Origin of the sequence: Saccharopolyspora sp. NPDC050642, assembly GCF_040654735.1 — a bacterium.
Lineage (GTDB): Bacteria > Actinomycetota > Actinomycetes > Mycobacteriales > Pseudonocardiaceae > Saccharopolyspora > Saccharopolyspora elongata.
On record NZ_JBFAIN010000010.1, the window covers coordinates 166308 to 185444 of the forward strand.

Here is a 19137-nt window from a genome sequence, read left to right on the forward strand (position 1 = left end):
TTAGGACGGTGCGGTCAGCGGAATTCGTACTGCTCGGGATCGACTGCCTGGGTGCTGCTGATGTACCGGTGCGCCGACAGCGGCCACATGATGGTGGAGCGGCCCTCCGCGTTCTGGTACCAGCTGTGCGTTTTGGACCATCCCCACACGCGCATCGCGCTCGCCTCGGCCACTTCGTCCTTGTACTTCTCGAAGACGTCGCGGCGCAGCGACAAGGAGGACTTGCCCGACTCCAGCAACCGCTCGATCGCGCTGAGGATGTACACCGACTGGCATTCGATGAACAGCACGAGGTTTCCGTGCAGCAGGAGGTTGGTGTTGGGGCCGTACATGCAGAACAGGTTCGGGAAGCCCGGAACGGTCAGGCCCAGGTAGGCGCACGCGTCGACGCCCCACGACTCGTGCAGGTCCGCCCCGCCCTCCCCGGTGACCTGCATCGGCATCAGGAAGTCCGAGGCGTTGAAGCCGGTTCCGAAGACGATGACGTCCACCGGGACGTAATGACCGTCGGCCGTGTGGATCCCGCTTCCGTCGATGCGGGCGATGCGTTCGGTGACCAGCTCGACGTGGTCCTGCTTGAGCGTGCCGATCCAGGTCCCGTCGTCGCGGACGATCCGCTTGGCGCCGGGCGGGTAGTCCGGGACGATCTTCGCCGCGAGGTCCGGCCGGTCCTCGACCTGGCCGAGCAGGTAGTCCGTCAGAAGTTCGCGCAGCCGCTCGTTGGGTGCCGACACGGCCCGTTCGGTGGGCGGGTACGCCGGGTCGACGGTCGCGGCGGCGAGCCGTCCGATGGCCCTCGGCAGGAATATCGAGAAGCGGTAGTACGCGCGGTACAGCGGAACCTCGCGCAGGAGTGCGCGCTCGTCGTCGGGGATCTCCTGCCGGAGCTCGGGAGTCGGCTGCAGGTACGGCGCGCTGCGCTGGAAGATCGTCAGCGACGCCGCGGACCGCGCGATCGCCGGCGCCGCCTGGACGCCGGTCGCGCCGGTGCCGATGATCGCCACCCGCTTGCCGGTGAGGTCGACGTCGTGGTCCCACTGCGCGGTGTGGAACACGGGACCGTCGAAGGTGTCCAGTCCGTCGATGCGCGGGATCATCGGGCGGTTCAGCTGTCCGACCGCGGACACGACGATGGTGAATTCCTCGGTCCGGGAGCGGTCGTCCGGCCCGGTGGTGGCGACCGACCACAGGTGCCGCGAGTCGTCCCAGCTCGCCGAGACGACCTCGGTGTCGAACCGGATGTGCTCGAGCAGCCCGTTCTGCTCGGCGAACGCCCGCAGGTAGTCGAAGATCACGTTCTGCCGGCAGAAGTACGACGGCCAGTCGTGCGGGAAGAAGGAGTAGGTGTAGATGTGGCTGTGCACGTCGATCCGGCAGTCGGGATAGCTGTTCTCGTACCAGGTCCCGCCGACGTCGCCGTTCTTCTCGATGATCGTGAAGTCCACGCCGGCCTGCTTCATCCGCAGCCCGGCCATCAGGCCGGACAGGCCGGCCCCGACGATCGCCACCCGCATCGGCCGATCCGGGGCGAGCCGGTCCTTCGTCCACTTCGGAGCGCGGGGATCGGTACCCGGTGGGACGAAGGCGACGCGCAGCAGTGCGGCGTCCTCTCCTGCGGAGCGGTCGAGCGCCCATTCCGCGATCGCTTCGAGGACTGCCGCGGACGGCTCGACCGGCCACGCGGCGATGTCCTGCAGGTACGGCTCGAGCGTCGCCAGGCAGAACGCCCGGGCCTCCGCGTCCGTCTCGGCGTCGAGACCGGTCGCGGGTAGCAGGTCCGGGTTCGGGCGCCATTGCGGGCGGAGCACGGACGGGTCATCGGTCAGGTGCGCGACGAGCATCAGCAGCGCGGGCGTTTGCGCCGCCCGCAGGTGATCGAGCAGCTCCTCCGGGGACTGGGCGGAATCAGACAACGCGGGCATCCTTCGAGGTGTCGTTGTGCGGCGGGGACGGCTCGGGGGAATCGAGGAACTCCCGGAGCAACGCCGCTACGGGCACGGGATGGGTGAAGGCGGCGAGGTGACCGCCGGGCGCGAATCGCAGCCGCGAGTGCGGGATGCGCGCGTGCAGGTTCTCGATGACCGTGCGCGGGGTGCTCACGTCGTCGGTGCCACCGATCACCAGCGTCGGCACCGACGGCGGCACGTCGAAGTCGCCGACGGCGGTCATCGCCTCGAGGAACGCGGCGTGGATGGCGGGATCGCCGCCGAGGAACTGGTCCCGGGCCCGGGTGATCAGCGGATCCGGCCGCTGGGGATCGCCGAACCAGCGGGTCATCGTCATGTCGGCGAGCGCGGCCAGCCCGCCTGGTGCCCGGGCCGCGTCCGCGCGCGAACGAGATCCGGCCCGCGCGTTGTCGTCGTACGCCCCGGCCGTCGCGATGAGGACCCCGGCCTCGACGGCATCGGGGTGGCGATGCGCGAGTGCTTGCGCGACCATGCCCCCGAGCGAGATCCCCACGACCGGGTACCGGGTCAGGCCGAGCTGCTCGGCGATGAGCGCGATGTCGTCGGCGAGCACGTCCAGCGAGATCGAATCCGGGGCTCCCCCGCTGGCGCCGTGGCCGCGGAGGTCGGGGATGACGCAGCTGAACGTGTCCCCGAGTTCCGCCGCGAGCGGTTCGAACCACGAGCCGTCGAGCGCGAGCGAGTGCACCAGCACCACCGGGCGCGGGCCGCTCCCCACGACCCGGTACGCCAGGCTGGTGCCGTCCGGGGCAACGATGCGCTCGATCATGCGGAGGCCTCCTCGTCCGCCCGTCGGCGTTCCTCGGCTGCGGCCACCTCTTCCCGGAGGCGAGCCGAGAGCGTTTCCAGGTATTCGGCGAATTCCGGGGACGAGGTGCGCATCTCCTGCGTGCGCGGCCGTTCCAGGTCGATCCGGATGTCGGCGACGATCCGGCCCGGGCGGGCGGCCATCAGCACGACCCGGTCGCTGAGCAGGATCGCCTCTTCCAGGTCGTGGGTGACGAAGACGACCGTGGGCCGTTCCGCCTCCCAGAGCCTGATGAATTCCTGCTGCTGGTTCGCGCGGGTCTGGGCGTCCAGCGCCGCGAACGGCTCGTCCATCAGCACGACCCGGGGGCTCTGCACGAGCGTGCGCGCGATCGCGACCCGCTGGCGCATGCCTTGCGACAGGTGCAGCACGTCCGAGTCGGCGAACTCCTCCAGCCGCACGCGGCGCAACCACTCGTCGGCGCGCCGTTTGCGTTCCGCCGCCGGGACGTGGCGCACTTCGAGGCCCAGTTCGACGTTCCGGCGGACCCGCCGCCACGTCAGGAGCGCGTCGCGGGCGAACATGAAGGCGACGTCGTCGGAGGTGCCGCTGACCGGTTCGCCGTCCAGCGCAACAGTTCCGGCCCGCGGCCGCTCCAGTCCCCCGGCCATGGAGAGGGCCGTCGTCTTCCCGCATCCCGACGGGCCCACGATGCTGACGAACTCCGACGCGCCGATGTCCAGGTTGAAGTCCTCCAGGACCAGCACCGCGCGACGGCCGTGGATGAAGTTGTGGCTGACGTGGCGGAATTCGATCGGCGCTCCGGCCGGGCGCCTGCTGGGAGGCCGGTGATCCGCCGCCTGGTCCGCGACTTCCGTCCTCGGATTCGCCGTGCTGGTCTGCCTCATTGCAACTCCGCTGGGTCGAGAGGTGGACCGTGGTGCGGCTGGGACGGCGTCTCGTGCCTCTCGGGAACGCGTTCGCCATCGAACAGTCCGCGTACGTCGAATGCGGCTGATCGACCGCTTTCCGACCGTGCCACGCCGGTTCGGTGATGCTCCGCGCCCCGACGCGCGGCTGTCAATACAGAACGGCGCTGCGCGGAACTATCGCGCCGATAGCCCGCGGGCCGTTGCCAGGAGAGCACCCGGTGGCGAGCCTGGTCCGAACCGGACCTTCGGAGGGAAAACGATGACAGCTGCGCAGCAAGCGGTTTCGCCGTTCGGCGGCGTGCAGTTCGACTTTCGCGGCCGGGTGGCGATCGTCACCGGCGCGACCGGCGGCATCGGCGGCGCGGTCGTCGACCTGTTCGCCGCGTCCGGGGCCGACCTGGTCGTCCACGGCCGGCGCGCCGACGCGCTGCAGGACGTGGTCTCGCGCGTGCGCGAGCTGGGACGCGACGCGGTGGCGGTCACCGGCAACATCCGCGACCCGCAGACCGCGGCCGACATCGCCGCCGCGGCGGAAGATCGCTTCGGCCGGGTGGACATCCTCGTCAACAACGCCGGCGGCAACTTCGGCGCGCGTCTCGAGGAGTTGTCGGTCAACGCGTGGAACGCCATGATCGAGGCCAATCTCAGCGGCGCGTTCCACCTGGCCACCGCATGCCTGCCGGGGTTCCGGCGCCGAGGCGGCGGCGCGGTGGTCAACATCGGATCCGCCTCCGCCGGTCACGCGCACCCGCTGCGCGGGGCGTACGCCGCCGCGAAGGCCGGGCTCGCGTCGCTCACCCGGACCATGGCGTGGGAATGGTCGGATCTGAACGTGCGGGTGAACTGCCTGGAGCCCGGAGCGGTGGTCACCGCGGCGTCCCGGTTCGCGGCCGACGACGTCGAAGCCCGGGTCGCCCGGTTCGTCGCCATGAACCGGCTCGGCCGCCCGGAGGACATCGCGTCCGTGTGCCTGTTCCTGTGTTCGGCCGCAGCGACGTACCTGACCGGGCAGACCGTGATCGTCAACGGCGGGCCGCACACGGCCACCCCCGCCGACATCGACCTGGTGCGCGCTCCGGTGGCGGCGGAGTAGCGATGCTTCTCGTTCTCGCAGGAATCCGGGAGGAACAATGAGCCGATCGATCGTTTCGGACGGAGCCGCCGGCGAGGAGGCGAAGGCCGCCGGGTTGTCCGGTACCGACCTCTCCGCGATGGAACTCGCGGTCTTCGCCGAACGGCGCAAGCGCCGGACCCGGGTCCGGCTGCAGGTGTGGGCGATCCGCTGCGCGGTCGCGATCGCGTTCATCGGCGGCTGGTACTTCGCATCCCGACGAGGGCTCATCAACCCCTTGTTCGTCTCCTCCCCCGACGCGGTCGCTAAGGGCCTCGTCAGCCAGCTCGGGCAGGCGGAGTTCTGGACCGATGTGACCGCGACGTTCGCCGGCGCGCTCGCCGGTCTCGCGGCCGGTGGCTTCCTGGGCATCGTGACCGGTGTCGTGTTCTCGCGGTCCGAGGTGCTCGAACGCGCCGCAACTCCGTTCCTGACCCTCGCCAACAGCCTGCCCCGGCCAGCGCTGGCGCCGATCTTCATCCTCTGGTTCGGCCTCGGCTTCGCGCCGAAGGCGCTCGTCGCCGGCAGCGTCGTGTACTTCGTCCTGCTGACGTCGACGCTCGCCGCGCTGCGCGGGATCGACCACGACGTCGTGCAGCTGACCAGGTCGCTGTCCATGTCGCCCGTCCAGCGCTTCCTGAAGATCGAGCTTCCGGCGGCGCTGCCGAGCATCGTCGGCGCGTTGCGCCTCGGTGCGGTGTACGCCGTGCTCGGTGCGGTCCTCTCGGAGATGGTCGGCGCGTACTACGGCCTCGGCCAGCGGCTGGTCGTGCTCACCAGCAACTTCAAGGTCGCCGATTCGTTCGCCGTCCTGCTGTTCATGGGCGTCATGTCGATGGTCCTGGACTACGCGATCAAGGGCCTGGAGCAGCTGGTCGCGAGTCGGTCCCGATGAGCGGGCCGCTCCTGATCACCGGCGGCGCGTCCGGCATCGGCGCCCGGCTGGTCGAGTCGCTCGCGGGCGAACGGCCGGTCGTCGTGCTGGACCCGGCTGCGCCCGAAGCTCCGGTGCCGGGCGTGCGGTACGTCGCGGGAGACGTGACCGATCGGGACGGACTGGTGGCCCTCGTGGCGGACCTCTGCGCGGATCGTCCCCTGTCCGGGCTGGTCCACTGCGCCGGCATCTGCCGCACCGGGCCGTTCCTGGACATGCCGCGGGACGAGTGGGCCCGGGTGCTCGAGGTCAACCTGCACGGCACCCTCGCCACCGTCCAGGCGTGCGCGGCGGCGATGTCCGACGGCGGGCGGATCGTGCTGTTCTCCTCCGGTACCGCGTTCGATGGGGTCGGACTTCCCTTTCGTCCACCGGGTTTTGCGGTCCGGCCGGTCGACATCGACGACCGCGACCCCGCCGGCGGTGAGCACCCGGGCGAGTTCGGCCCCGTAGGCGCCGGTGCCCTCCACCCCCACCGCGATGAGCGTGCCGTGCGAGCGCATCCAGTCCAGCAGGTCCCGGTAGCCCCGGATCGTGGTCGGGAACTCCTGGTCTGCCAGGTGCCGACCGACCGAGTCGATCACCGCTGCGTGGTGGGTCAGGCCGTGGGTATCGACTCCGCCGGTGACCTCCGGGACATCGTGGGTCATGCTCGTCATGTCCGTCCTTGCGTATCCGTTCCGAGGGCGGCACGCGCCGGTCGGGCGGGTGGACAAGACAGTGACGGGGCTTCTGGACCAAGCTCCTATGAAGTCACACGCACCCGTCCGGCCGCGTGCGTGGTGACGCCCCAGCAGGCCGACAAATCCCAAACAGGACAGTCAAGACGTCAGTCAGAGGGTGGGTCAGACCCGCCTACGGCGTCACCACGAACATCATCACTGTCAGAGGGTGACGTTGAGTTCCTTGAGGCTGAAGAACGCCCGATCGTCCCGATAGGACAGATGCGTGACCTCGGGGTCGACGAGCTTCATGTCGGGGAACCGCGCGAAGATCCTGGGCACCGCGACCATCAGCTCCATCCGGGCGAGGTTCTGCCCGACGCACTGGTGCGAGCCGAAGCTGAAGGCGAGGTGCTGCGGTTTCTCGGCGGGGATCTCGAAGTCCTCCCACGTGGTGCGGGCGTACTTGCTCTCGTCGTGGTTGGCCGACCAGATGGACGCGACAACGCCTTCGCCCTGCCGGAAGGTGTGCTCGCCAATCGTGATGTCCTCCGTGGCGGCACGGCGCGGCCCCATCCGCGCGACCGAGTGCACGCGCAGGAGCTCCTCGATCGCGACGTCCCACCGGCGTTCCCCGGAGAGCAGCAGCGCGAGCTGATCCGGCCGCTTCAGCAGGGTGAAGATCGACAGCCCGATCATGCCAGCGGTCGTGTCGTGCCCGCCGATGATGAGGATCGTGATCAGCGCCGCGAGCTGATCGCGGGTGATCCCGCCGACTTCGTACTGCTCCCGGATGATGTTGCTGAGCAGGTCGTCGGACGGATTCGCCTCTTTCAGCGCCGCGTACTCCAGCCCGAGGGCGCGGAACTCCTCGACCGTCCGGTACATGTCCTCCTGCGACAGCGACAGCGTCGTCTGCCGCTCGGTGAGGTCGAAGAACCGCGGGGCGTCCTCGATCGGGATGCCGAGCAGCCGGGTGATCACCGTGGTCGGGATCGCGAGGGCGAACTGGGAAACGAGGTCGGCCTGCCCGGGCTGCGCCGCGAGCGCGTCCAGGTGGTCGTCGACGATGGTTTCGACCTGCTCCCGGTAACCTTCGACGGCCCGCGGCGTGAAGTACTTGACCACGCACCGGCGCAGCGTCGTGTGCAGCGGCGCATCCTGCCGGATCATGCTGTCGGCGACCATGGGGTGGTTCGATCCGGGCAGCCCGCGGACCGGGAAACCCGGCGTCATCGGGCTGGCGCTGAACCGGTTGTCGGAGAGGATCGCCTTCACATCGTCGAACCTCGTCGCCAGCCACGAGGTCTTCCCACCGCCCAGGTCGACCTGGCTGATCGGGCAGGTGGCGCGCAGTTCGCTGAAATACGGTGGATCGTCCAGCGGGCGTTCCGGCGCCGGATCCAGCGACAACTGCCTCAGGTGCGGGCACTCCCCCCGCTGCTCGCTCGTGACTTCGACGGCTGTGCGATCTTCCACGGGGACTCCTTGCTGCCTCGTTGCAGGGCCGGGCTCCTGGGATGTGGCCGGCGCGGAAACCCCTCCGCGACGCGGCTGCGGCCATCATGCGCGCCCGCCTCGGCGCGAGGAAGTCCCGACCGGTTTGCGCACCGATCGGGACCGGCTATCGCTCCTGCCGCACCGGTGCGAGTGGACAGCCGCGATAGCGATCCGCCATCACCGGTACACGATTCGCGGTATTCCCCGGACATTCCGAGTCCCGCCACACTCGCCGGAGCCACGAGCCGCCTCCCGACCCGGGTGCCGGGCGCCGACGAAGGGAAGACGCTTGATCGAGAACTCCGCGCGGCTGCCGCAGCAGCTGCGAACGGCAATCGCCGCCCTCGTCGCCTCCGGGGCTCAAGTCGTGCCGGAGCCCGAGGCCAAGGAAATCCTGCGCAGCAGCGGCATCGCGGTCCCGCCGGGCGGTGCGCACGCCGACCCGTCCGTCGCGGCGAACGGGCTCGCCGGTGACCTGGTCTTGAAGGCGGTATCGCCGACGCTGGTCCACAAGTCCGATGCGGGCGGGGTCCGCGTCGGTATCGCGCGGGAGGACCTGGCCACGGAGGCGGCGGCGATGACCGCAGCACTGGCCGCGCACGGGCATCGGATCGATCGCTTCCTCGTCGAGGCCAAGGCCGATCCCGGCCACGAGGTCATCGTCGGGGCGGTGCGCACGCCCGGTGTCGGCTGGGTCGTCATGGTCGGTCTCGGCGGGATCTTCGTCGAGCTGTTCGCCGACGTCTCGTTCGGCGTCGCCCCGCTGACCGCATCGGACGTCACCTCGATGCTGTCCGAGCTCAAGGGAACCGCGCTGCTGAGCGGGGCGCGCGGTGGGATCCGCGCCGACCTCGATGCGCTGGTGTCGCTCGTCCTGCGGCTCGGCGGCGAGGGCGGGCTGCTCTCGGCACTCCCGCCGGAGGTCGTCGAGGTCGACCTCAACCCGGTCATCGTCGACTCCGAGCGGGCTGTCGCGGTCGATGCGCGGCTGGTCCTCGCCACGGGGTCCGAAGCGGAACGCACCGCCGGGGAACGCGCCGTGCACGGTGCCTTCGGCCGCCTGTTCCGGCCCCGCAGGATCGCGGTGCTGGGTGCGAGCGCGAGCGGGGCGAACATCGCCAACCGGTACATCGCCGACCTCCGGCGGGCGGGATTCTCCGGGACGGTGATCCCGATCCACCCCACGGCGGAGCAGATCGAGGGGCTCCCGGCGCAGCGCTCGCTCCAGGAAGTCGCCGAACCGGTCGACTACGCCTACGTCGCGCTCCCGGCCAAGAAAGTCGCGGACGCGCTGACCGCCGATCCCGGCAAGGTCGCGTTCGCCCAGATCATCAGCAGCGGCTTCGGCGAGGTCGCCGAGGGCATCGAGCTCGAACGGGATCTCGTCCGGCGGATGGAGGCGCAGGGGACGCGCGTCATCGGCCCGAACTGCCTCGGGATGCACAGCTCCGCGGCGCGGGTCAGCTTCATCCCGGACCCGCCGCTCACCGCGGGCGGCGTCGCCGTCGTCTCCCAGAGCGGCGGCCTCAGCGTCGACATCCTGCGGCTCGGCGCGGCGCGTGGGATCGCCTTCCACAGCGTCACCAGCATCGGCAATTCGTCCGATGTGGACGCCGCCGAACTCGTCGAGTTCATGCTCGACGACCCGGACGTCGGCCTCGTCGGCATGTACCTGGAGTCGATCGCGGCGGCGCGCGCGATCCTGGACCTGCTCGCGCGACGAGGCTCCGGCAAGCCGGTCGTGCTCCTCGCCGGAGGGCGCACCGCCGCCGGTTCGCGCGCGGCGACGAGCCACACCGGCGCGCTCGCGGGCAACCACCGGCTCTGGCCGGCGGTGTGCCGGCAGGCCGGTATCGCGCTGACGGATTCCCTCGAGGAATTCCTCGACGTGCTGCTGGCTTTCGCCACCGTCCGGCTCGACGGGCCACCGCCGGCCACGCGCGATGCCGTCCTCTTCGGCAACGGCGGCGGTGCCAGCGTGCTGGCCACGGATGCGCTGGCACGCCACGGATTCTCCGTCCCAGCCCTGCCGGAGCCGACCGTCGAGCGGATCCAGTCGCTCGGTCTGCCTCCCGGAAACGGCCTGGAGAACCCGATCGACACACCGGCGGGCACGCTCGCGGTGGGCGGCGGCACCATCGCCGGAGACCTGTTGTCCATCGTGCTGGAATCGGCGCCGCCGGCCATCCTCATCACCCACCTGAACGTCGGCATCATCCAGCGGAACCTGGCCGAACGGCACGGCGATGTGACCGGCACGATCATCCGGAGCATCGCCGCCGCGCACGCCCGCACCGGCGCGGCGACGCAGCAGTACCTCGTGCTCAAAGGGGACGGCCGGCCGGACATGGACCAGGCCGTCGCCGACTACACCCTCCAGGCGCAGCGACTCGGCCTGCCCGTCTTCCGCTCGGTCGACGAAGCCGGCCGGGTCGCGCGGTCCCTCATCGAATTCCAGGAACGTCGAGCCGCGCTCGTCTGCACCGCCACCGCGTGAACGACCGGGAAGGGCGAATCCACGACATGACCACCGATCACGAAATCCGGCACGCCGAGCGGCGCGCGCACGCGCTGGCGATGGGCGGCGAACGCAAGCTGACCGCCCGGGCCGAGAAGGGCGAGCTCAACGCCCGCGAACGAGTCGCCCGGCTCTTCGACGACGATTCCTTCCGCGAAACGGGCCTCTTCGCGACCTCGAACGTCGATGCCGACCAGCACGTGACCCCCGCCGACGGGAAGGTCACCGGCACCGGGCGCATCGCAGGGCGCCGCGCCGGCGTCATCGCGTACGACTTCACGGTCAAGGGTGCGTCCTCCGGAGCCGTCAGCAACAAGAAGATGGGGCACCTGAAGGATCTGACCGCGCGCAGCGGGATGCCGCTGGTCTACCTGGCCGAGTCGACCGGTGTGCGGATGCCCGACGTCATGGGCGGCACCGGGCTCGGCAACGCCAACGACCGGACGCGGTTCCTGCGCCGCCGGACCAACCCGTGGGTGTCGGCGGCGTTCGGGTACTCCTTTGGTTCCGCCGCCTGGCACACCGCCGGCTCGGACTTCGCGGTCATGCGCAAGGGCGCGATCATGGCCGTGTCCAGCCCCGGGCTGGTCGGCCGGGCGACCGGGCAACAGGTCGACGGCCAGGAACTCGGCGGCTGGAAGCTGCACTCCGAGGTGACCGGATTCGCCGATGCGGTCGCCGACACCGACGAGGAGGCGATCGACCTCCTGCGCCGGTTCCTGAGCTACCTCCCGTCGCACAACGGCGAAGCGCCGCCGATCGCACCGGTGCCGGAAGGTTCGGCCGGCCGCGGCGCGCAGTTGCACGCGATCGTGCCTCCGGAGCGCACGAAGGTGTACGACGTGCGGAAGGTCATCGAGGTCATCGCCGACCTCGGGAGCGTGTTCCCGGTCAAGGAGCGCTACGGCAAATCGCTCGTCACCGCGTTGTGCCGGATCAACGGCCAGTCGGTCGGGGTCATCGCGAACAACCCGATGTTCAAGGGGGGCGCCATCGACGCGGCCGCGTGCGCGAAGGCGACCAGCTTCATCGTGCTGTGCGACTCGTACAACATCCCGCTGGTCTTCCTCGTCGATCAGCCGGGATTCCTCATCGGACTGGACGGCGAGCGCAGCGGGATCGTCGGGAAGGTCATCAACTGGATGAACGCGCTCTCGCTGGCGACCGTGCCGAAGGTGACGGTCATGATGCGCAAGAACTACGGGCAGGGCTACGTCAACATGGGCGGCGCCTGGACCACCGACGCCATGGCCGCGTGGTGGACCGCGGAGGTCAGCTTCATGGACCCGCGCTCGGCGGTCGGGGTGGTGCACGGGATCGACGCCGCCGCGGATCCCGAGCTCTACGAGCGGCGGTTGGCCGAGATGGCGAAGGAATCGACCGGCTACGACGTCGCCCGGGTCTACGGCGTGCAGGACGTGATCGACCCCGCGGACACCCGCGAGTTCATCCTCGGCGCCCTCGAGGACAACGCGCTGAACCGCACCGGCGGGGTGGGTGAGCACCAGCTCAGCAATTGGCCCACGAGTTACTAGGAAGTGTTCGCAAGTGCTTTCATCGCGGTGCGGGTAGCGGCCCCCTGCGGGAGTTACGGCCGCCGCCTGAACTCCGGGATCCCCTTCTTGCGTACGTCCACGGGGCTGTCCTCGCCAGGCGACGTCTGAGAACCCGCGGCGGTGCAAGTTGACGGCCCACTCACCAAAAGAGCAAGCGGCTCACGCCGCTTGTGAAACAGACCATAGGCGGATGATGATGTCGCAGCAATTCCCCCGGCGACTGCTGGTCGCCAACCGGGGCGAGATCGCCCGCAGGATCATCGCGACCGCCCGGCGCCTCGGCGTCGGCACCGTCGCGATCCACCACCGCGTCGACGCTGATCTGCCCTACGCCGCTGAAGCGGACATCGCCCGTGAGATCACCGGCGACCAGCCCGTCGGCGCCTATCTCGACATCGACCAGATCGTCCGCATCGCGGTGGAATCCGGAGCCGACGCGGTCCACCCCGGTTACGGCTTCCTCGCCGAGAACCCCGGATTCGCCCGCGCGGTCGTGGATGCGGGCCTGACGTGGGTCGGCCCCGCCCCCGAAGCGATCTCCGCGATGGGCGACAAGGTCGAGGCGCGGAACCGCGTCGCGGCCGCCGGTGTTCCGGTCGGCGGCGGCGCCGGTGCAGCGCTGTCCGATGCCGCCGAGGCGGTCGCGGAGGCCGAGCGCATCGGCTACCCGGTCATGGTGAAGGCCGCCGGCGGCGGTGGCGGGATCGGCATGACGATCGCCCGCGACGCCGAATCGGTGCGGAGGGAATTCGACCGCACGCAAGCGATCGCGGCGCGCAGCTTCGGATCCGACCGGGTCTTCCTCGAGCGGTTCGTCGAATCGGCGCGGCACATCGAGGTCCAGGTCCTCGGCCTGGCGGGCGGAACGATCCTCACCTTGGGCGAGCGCGACTGCTCGGTGCAGCGCCGCCACCAGAAGCTCGTCGAGGAATCACCGGCGCTCGGCCTCGACCCGGAGGTGCGGCAACGGCTGCACGACGCGGCGGCGAGCGCGGCCCGCGCGGTCGGCTACCGCAACGCCGGCACCGTGGAGTTCCTCGTCGACGCGCGGACGCAGGAATTCGTCTTCCTGGAGATGAACACCCGGATCCAGGTCGAGCACCCGGTGACCGAGCTGACGCACGGCGTCGATCTGGTGGAGCAACAGCTGAGCATCGCCGTCACCGGTTCGGTCACCGCGGGGTTCGCGCCCCGTCCGCGCGGGCACGCGATCGAATTCCGGCTCTGCGCGGAAGATCCGGTGCGGTTCTTCCCCAGCCCCGGTCCCATCGAGCAGTGGGAGGAACCGAGCGGGGACGGGATCCGGGTCGACGCCGGGTACCGGGCGGGGCTGGCGATCACGCCGCACTTCGACTCGCTGATCGCCAAGATCTGCGTGTTCGCGGAAGACCGGGACCGCGCGCTGGAGCGCGCGCGGGAGGCGCTCGACGGGTTCACCGTCGGGCCGCTGCGCACCAACCTGCCGTTCCTGCGCGAGCTCGTCGATCACCGCGAGTTCGCCGCCGGCGGGTACGACACGAACATCGTCGCGGCCGTCACCAGCCGCCCGACGGCAGCCACTGGAAGGTAGGACAGTGCCGGAAACGATCAATGCCGACATGGGCGCGAACGTCTGGAAGGTCCTGGTCTCCGCGGGTGACACCGTCGAACCGGACACGACGGTCGTGGTTCTCGAGTCGATGAAGATGGAGATCCCCGTCCTCGCCGAACACGCCGGTTCCGTCACGGCCGTCCACGTCGCGGAGGGATCGACGGTGAACGCCGGCGATCCGCTGGTCGACATCGACGAGCCGTAGGACACCGATGAGGAACGTGACCACCGAACGGAAGGCGGGCGTGCCATGAAGCTCAGGGTCGATGCGGGCAAGTGCTGCGGGTCGGGGCAATGCGTCCTGGCCGCGCCGGCGGTGTTCGACCAGGACGAGGACGGAATCGTGATCCTGCTGGCCGAAGAGGTCGGCGACGAGGCGGTCGCCGACGTCAACGAGGCGGTCTTCTCCTGCCCCACGGCCGCCATCGAAATCGTCGAGCCCTGACCGCCATGGCCGGGAACCCGATGCGCCGTGTCGTGATCGTCGGAGCGGGCCAGGGCGGGGTGCACGCGGCGTCGAGCCTGCGGCGGCTCGGATACGCCGGCGAGCTGACCCTCGTCAGCGCCGAAGCATGCCTGCCGTACCAGCGGCCACCCCTGTCGAAGGCGTTCCTCCTGGACGCCGACCCCGCACCCGTCGAATTCCACGACGCGGCGCACTACGAATCGATCGGCGCGACGCTCGTGCTCGGCGACCCGGTGACCGGGGTGGATCTCGCCGCCCGTGAGATCTCGCTGGCATCCGGCACGACGACGCCGTACGACCACCTCGTGCTGGCCACCGGCTCCCGCCCGCGCCCGATCCGCGACCTCCACGGTCTGCGGAACGTCTTCCACCTGCACGACCGCAACGACGCAGTCGCATTGGGCGCGCGGCTGCGCGGCGCGCGATCGATGCTGCTGATGGGCGGTGGATTCATCGGGTTGGAGATCGCGACGGCGGCCGTCCAACTCGGTTGCTCGGTCACCGTCGTGGAGCGCATGCCCTCGATCCTGTCTCACGCGGTGCCGCCGCAGGTGAGCGATTTTCTCCTGCAGCGGCACCGTGCCCGCGGCGTCAGGTTCCACCTCGGCCGGTCGGTCGTCGCCCACGACATCGAGGGCGATCGGCTCGAGTCGGTCACCACGGACGACGGCGCGCGACTCCCGGCGGACCTCGTGGTCGTCGGGATCGGCTCCGCGCCGTCGACCGAACTGGCCGAACGGGCCGGTCTGGTGGTGGACGACGGGCTCGTGGTCGACACCCGGCTGCGGACCTCCGACCCGCACGTGAGCGGAATCGGCGATTGCGTTCGGTTTCCGCTCGACGACCGGCTGGAACGGCTCACCTCGGTCCAGCACGCCATGGACTCGGCCCTGCACGTGGCCAAGCAGATCGTCGGTCAGGACTCGCCGTACCGGCCCGTCCCGTGGTTCTGGACCGACCAGGCCGGGGTGAAGGTGCAGATGGCCGGCGCGCCGCGGGCCGAGCACGACCGCACCGAAGTCATGTCCGGCCCGGCGAGCGGGAGGTTCGCGATCCGGCGCTACCGCGGCGACCGGTTCGTCGGTGGAACGACCGTGTCGATGCCGGCCGAGCACGTGAAGATGCGCCGGGAGTTGGCGGCCGAGCTCGCGCCGCCGAGGTCTCCGGCGACCGCCGTCAACGCCTCGTGAGCACGTCGGCAGTCGACCTTCCGCACCTCGAACGAAGAGCCGCGAGGCGAACGATTTCCGGGTCGCCTGAGAGAGGAAAGCCATGCACATCCGATCCGCTGAATCGACTGTCCCCCAGTTGACGCAGACCCGGACCAGCCGCCGCACCATCCTCCGGATGGCCGGCGCATCGGTTCTCGCCGCCGGCGCGGGAACCCTGCTCGCCGCGTGCGGCGACGGTTCGTCGGGCTCGCCCGCCACCGGCACAGCCCCGGGCGCGGCACCGAAGCCGACCCCGTTCCGCGTCGCCACGGCTCCCGGCGACAACTACTTCATCGACGCGGTCAACCTCGACCAGGACCAGTACGGCAAGTACAACCTGGAGGTGCCGAAGTTCCTGCACCCCTCCAGCGGCGTGCAGGGGATGCAGCTGCAGACGGCGGGCCAGATCGACGGGCAGATGCAGGACACCCTGCTGGTGATGACGACCTTCGCCAACTCCAGGCCGGGCGAGCGGCCCGTCATCATCGGCATGCGCATCCCCGAAACGACCTACTCGATCGTCGTCAACAAGGGGAACTGGCCGTCCGACTCGGCGAGCTTCGCGGACAAGATGGCATCTCTGAAGGGCAGGACGATCGGCGTCACCGCGATCGGCGCCGGAGCCGACAAGCAACTCCGGCTGGCCCTGCAGCAGGCGGGAATCTCCGAGGCCGACGTCACGCCGCTCGCCGTCGGGCAGACCACCCCGGCGATCGCCCAGATGAGCGCCGGGAAGATCGACGCCTACGTGGGCATCACCTTCGCCACCGCGCGCCTGATGGCCGCGCAGACCGGCGGCGAGGTGCTGATCGACTTCGCCGCCGACGGCGTCCCGGACCTGCTCAGCAAGCAGCAGGTCGACGTGCTCATCGCCCGCGAGGACTACGCGAAGTCCAACGCGGACGCGTGCAAGGCATGGCTCGCCGCGCAATGGGAGGCGAAGGACTGGATCCTGGCCAACCGGGACGCGGCCGCCGACCTGTTGAACACCGGCAGCTTCGACGGACAGGGCCTGGACGTCTCGAAGCAGTACATCCAGCACTTCAGCGACGTCGTCGTACCGAAACTGCACCCGCAGTGGAAGGTCACGAAGGAGGCGATCGACCTGATGATCGAGGTCGCCGTGCAGACCGGCGCCGTCAAGGAAGGCCAGGTCACCTACGAATCACTGGTCGCGGACTTCGCCCGCGCGTAGGCGCACACGACCAGTTCCGTTCGGCCTCCGGCGAGCGGTTCGGCACCATGCCGACCGAACGGGCCGTACCAGCAATGGCCGGGTGATCACTCGAGCACGTGGGAGGGCGGGTGGAACTGCGCTGTGATCTGGGTATCCCGTGGGCACGTCGTACCCGCACGGAGCCATCATGGCCGCTACGAGCATCGATCCGCTCCGCCACCACGCGGTGCTCTTCGACCTGGACGGAGTGCTCACCGACACCGCCACGGTGCACGCCGCCGCTTGGAAACGCCTGTTCGACGGGTACCTGGCCGAGCGCACGCCGGCTCCGGCGGAGGACCACCTTCCGTTCACCGGCGACGACTACCTCCGCCACGTCGACGGCAAGCCCAGGGTCGATGGCGTGCGGGACTTCCTTCGCTCCCGCGGCATCCGCTTGCCGCTGGGCAGCGCAGGCGACGCGGCCGGGCGGGAAACCTGCCACGGGCTGGGCAAGCTCAAGGACGGCTACTTCCGCGACGCCCTCGACGCCCAGGGCGTCGCGGTGTTCGACGACGCGATCGCGCTGATCGAGTCGTTGCACCGCCACGGCGTCCGGACCGCCGTCATCTCCGCGAGCAGGAACTGCGCCGCCGTCCTCGAACGAGCCGGGATCGCGCACCTGTTCGGCGTTCGGGTCGACGGTGTGGTGGCGGAGGAACTCGGATTGCCCGGAAAGCCCGATCCCGCCGTGTTCTTCGAGGCCGCCCGTCGGCTCGGCGTCCGGCCATCGAGCTGTGCGGTCGTCGAGGACTCCGAGTCGGGTGTCGATGCAGCCAGGGTCGGTGGCTTCGCCCTGGTCGTCGGCGTTGCCCGGTCCGATTCCCCGACCAGGCTGCTGGAAGCGGGAGCGGACGTGGTCGTGTCCAGCCTCGCCGATGTCGCCGTCGCCGGCTCCGGGGAACGCCGCCTGTCCGAAGTGCCCGACGCGCTCGATCGGTGGACCGAGATCGCGGATCGCCTGCGGGGCCACCGCCCGGCGGTGCTGCTGGACTTCGACGGCACCCTCGCCCCTATCAGGGACGATCCGACCGCGGTCGCGTTACCGGCCGGGACCCGCGAGGTGCTAGAGGTTCTCGCCCAGCGCTGCCCGGTGGCGATGATCAGCGGCCGCGACCTGCGGGACTTGCGCGAACGGGTGCGGGTCGAGGACGCGTGGTGCGCGGGCAGCCACGGCTTCGAGCTGGCCGGGCCCGATGGCACGTCGGTCGCGCAGCAGTCGGGCGAGACCGCGCTGCCCGACCTCGACGAGGCCGAACGGCTGCTGTCGGCCGAGTTGCGGCCGGTGGCCGGCGCGCTGGTCGACCGCAAGCGGTTCGCCGTCGCCGTGCACTACCGCAATGTCCGGCCGGACGAGGTCGAGCGGGTGATCTCCACCGTGCGCCGGGTCGGTGACGCACGGCCCGGGCTGCGGACGACGCACGGCCGATGCGTGGTCGAGTTGCTGCCGGACATCGACTGGAACAAAGGTAGGGCGCTGCGCTGGTTGCTGGACCGCATCGGGCTGGTCGGCCACGACGTCGTGCCGGTGTTCGCCGGCGACGACTACACCGATGAGGACGCTCTGCGCGAAGTGCACGACGATGGCATCGGCATCGTGGTGCTCAGCGCGGAACACGGCGACCGCCTGACGTGGGCCCGGTACTCCGTCGATGGTCCACGCTCGCTGTGCGCGTTGCTCTCGCGCATCGCGCCCCTGGTGCAGGAGGGAAATCCGAACAGGCCGGGTTGAGCGTGCGAGCCATGAGTGATCGTCCTGTGTGGATCGATCATTCCTCCGAGCGTGTCGCGAACCGGCCGCCGGGGCGATCGACGCATCAGAGCGCGGCGGCGTGGTCGGGTACGTAGGTGTAGTTCTCCTTGGGCGGCCGCTCGTAGCCGCCGGGTCGCGGTCGAGCCGGCAGGTCTACCCGGGGGCGTGGCATTTCGCGGTACGGGATGCTGGAAAGCAGGTGCGCGATCATGTTGATCCGTCCCCGCCGCTTGTCCTCGCTCTCCACCAGGTACCACGGCGCCTTCGGCGTGTCGGTCGCCGCGAGCATCTCGTCCCTGGCCTTCGAGTACTCGTCCCAGCGGGACACCGATTCCAGGTCGATGGGCGACAGCTTCCACCGGCGCATCGGATCGTCCATGCGCTTGCGCAACCGCCGTTCCTGCTCGGCCTGGCTGATCGAGAACCAGTACTTCCGCAGCAGCAGGCCGTCCTCGACGAGCAAGTTCTCCAGCACCGGGCACTGCCGCAGGAACAGGCGGCACGCCTCCTCCGTGCAGAACCCCATCACGCGTTCGACGCCCGCGCGGTTGTACCAACTGCGGTCGAACAGCACGATCTCCCCCGCCGCCGGCAGGCGCTCGACGTAACGCTGGAAGTACCACTGCGAGCGCTCCCGCTCCGACGGCGCCGGAAGCGCCACGATCCGCGCGACCCGCGGGTTGAGGTACTCGGCCACCCGCTTGATCGTGCTGCCCTTCCCGGCCGCGTCACGCCCCTCGAAGACCACCACGAGCCGGGCGCCCTCGACGCGGACCCACTCCTGCAACTTGACCAACTCGCTCTGCAACCGGAATAGCTCGCGCTCGTAAACGGGCCGCGGCAGCCGCTTCTCGACTCCGCCGGCCTCGCTCTCGCCACCGGTCATTCCGATCACCTCCAGCCCGCACACGACCAGCGCGGCGCGGGAAAAAACCGGTTCGATCGTCCACAGTGGTCATTCTGCGGAGCCGG

The 19137-nt window shown here is 70.0% G+C and carries 15 protein-coding genes and 2 pseudogenes; 11 read left to right on the plus strand and 6 right to left on the minus strand.

Features of this window, described 5'->3' with window-relative positions:
• Positions 1-14: 14 nt before the first annotated feature.
• From AB0H93_RS18325 to AB0H93_RS18335, 3 genes are read right to left on the minus strand one after another with little or no spacing between them, the layout of a single operon-like run.
• A complete protein-coding gene (locus AB0H93_RS18325) occupies positions 15-1913 on the minus strand; it encodes an NAD(P)/FAD-dependent oxidoreductase (protein WP_358573779.1) in 1899 nt (632 codons plus the stop codon).
• Positions 1906-2736: an alpha/beta fold hydrolase gene (locus tag AB0H93_RS18330; protein WP_358573781.1), complete on the minus strand. Its 831-nt coding sequence runs from the start codon at positions 2734-2736 to the stop codon at positions 1906-1908. The genes AB0H93_RS18325 and AB0H93_RS18330 overlap by 8 nt, the downstream gene beginning before the upstream one ends.
• Positions 2733-3623: an ABC transporter ATP-binding protein gene (locus AB0H93_RS18335; protein WP_358573782.1), complete on the minus strand. Its 891-nt coding sequence runs from the start codon at positions 3621-3623 to the stop codon at positions 2733-2735. Before AB0H93_RS18335 ends, AB0H93_RS18330 begins: the two co-directional genes overlap by 4 nt.
• A 283-nt stretch (positions 3624-3906) precedes the next feature.
• Here AB0H93_RS18335 and AB0H93_RS18340 point away from each other — a divergent pair, with 283 nt between their 5' ends.
• The 3 genes and pseudogenes from AB0H93_RS18340 to AB0H93_RS18350 all read left to right on the plus strand — a co-directional run.
• A complete protein-coding gene (locus AB0H93_RS18340) occupies positions 3907-4740 on the plus strand; it encodes an SDR family oxidoreductase (RefSeq protein WP_358573784.1) in 834 nt (277 codons plus the stop codon).
• 37 nt (positions 4741-4777) lie between these two features.
• Complete coding sequence (locus tag AB0H93_RS18345; RefSeq protein ID WP_358573786.1) at positions 4778-5653, plus strand: ABC transporter permease; 876 nt, start codon at positions 4778-4780, stop codon at positions 5651-5653.
• Positions 5650-5982, plus strand: a pseudogene (locus tag AB0H93_RS18350) (SDR family NAD(P)-dependent oxidoreductase); the annotation flags it as partial. The gene AB0H93_RS18345 and the pseudogene AB0H93_RS18350, both read left to right, overlap by 4 nt.
• Before the next feature lie 111 nt (positions 5983-6093).
• Here AB0H93_RS18350 and AB0H93_RS18355 read toward each other — a convergent pair.
• Together AB0H93_RS18355 and AB0H93_RS18360 are read right to left on the minus strand one after the other, a co-directional pair.
• Positions 6094-6351: pseudogene (locus AB0H93_RS18355) on the minus strand (transposase); the annotation flags it as partial.
• Between the two features lie 225 nt (positions 6352-6576).
• The gene (locus AB0H93_RS18360; RefSeq protein ID WP_358573789.1) at positions 6577-7833 is read right to left on the minus strand and encodes a cytochrome P450; all 1257 of its coding nucleotides are present in this window, start codon (positions 7831-7833) and stop codon (positions 6577-6579) included.
• Positions 7834-8143: 310 nt separating this feature from the next.
• Here AB0H93_RS18360 and AB0H93_RS18365 point away from each other — a divergent pair, with 310 nt between their 5' ends.
• The 8 genes from AB0H93_RS18365 to otsB all read left to right on the plus strand — a co-directional run bounded on the left by AB0H93_RS18365 (position 8144) and on the right by otsB (position 18144).
• Complete coding sequence (locus AB0H93_RS18365; RefSeq protein ID WP_358573791.1) at positions 8144-10351, plus strand: acetate--CoA ligase family protein; 2208 nt, start codon at positions 8144-8146, stop codon at positions 10349-10351.
• Between the two features lie 26 nt (positions 10352-10377).
• Positions 10378-11907: a carboxyl transferase domain-containing protein gene (locus AB0H93_RS18370; RefSeq protein ID WP_358573793.1), complete on the plus strand. Its 1530-nt coding sequence runs from the start codon at positions 10378-10380 to the stop codon at positions 11905-11907.
• A gap of 217 nt (positions 11908-12124) precedes the next feature.
• A complete protein-coding gene (locus AB0H93_RS18375) occupies positions 12125-13498 on the plus strand; it encodes a biotin carboxylase N-terminal domain-containing protein (protein ID WP_358573795.1) in 1374 nt (457 codons plus the stop codon).
• 4 nt (positions 13499-13502) lie between these two features.
• Positions 13503-13724, plus strand: a complete 222-nt coding sequence (locus tag AB0H93_RS18380) for a biotin/lipoyl-binding carrier protein (protein ID WP_358573797.1) — start codon at positions 13503-13505, stop codon at positions 13722-13724.
• A gap of 45 nt (positions 13725-13769) precedes the next feature.
• Entirely contained in the window at positions 13770-13964 is a 195-nt protein-coding gene (locus AB0H93_RS18385; RefSeq protein ID WP_358573799.1) for a ferredoxin, read from the plus strand.
• A gap of 20 nt (positions 13965-13984) precedes the next feature.
• Positions 13985-15175: an FAD-dependent oxidoreductase gene (locus AB0H93_RS18390; RefSeq protein ID WP_358573801.1), complete on the plus strand. Its 1191-nt coding sequence runs from the start codon at positions 13985-13987 to the stop codon at positions 15173-15175.
• A 118-nt stretch (positions 15176-15293) separates the two neighbouring features.
• Positions 15294-16391, plus strand: a complete 1098-nt coding sequence (locus tag AB0H93_RS18395) for an ABC transporter substrate-binding protein (RefSeq protein WP_358573803.1) — start codon at positions 15294-15296, stop codon at positions 16389-16391.
• A 169-nt stretch (positions 16392-16560) separates the two neighbouring features.
• Positions 16561-18144 (plus strand): trehalose-phosphatase, encoded by a 1584-nt coding sequence (gene otsB, locus AB0H93_RS18400; protein WP_358573806.1) that lies wholly within the window; start codon positions 16561-16563, stop codon positions 18142-18144.
• A gap of 85 nt (positions 18145-18229) precedes the next feature.
• Here otsB and ppk2 read toward each other — a convergent pair whose 3' ends face one another.
• Entirely contained in the window at positions 18230-19051 is an 822-nt protein-coding gene (gene ppk2 / locus AB0H93_RS18405) for a polyphosphate kinase 2 (protein ID WP_358573808.1), read from the minus strand.
• Positions 19052-19137: the final 86 nt, after the last annotated feature.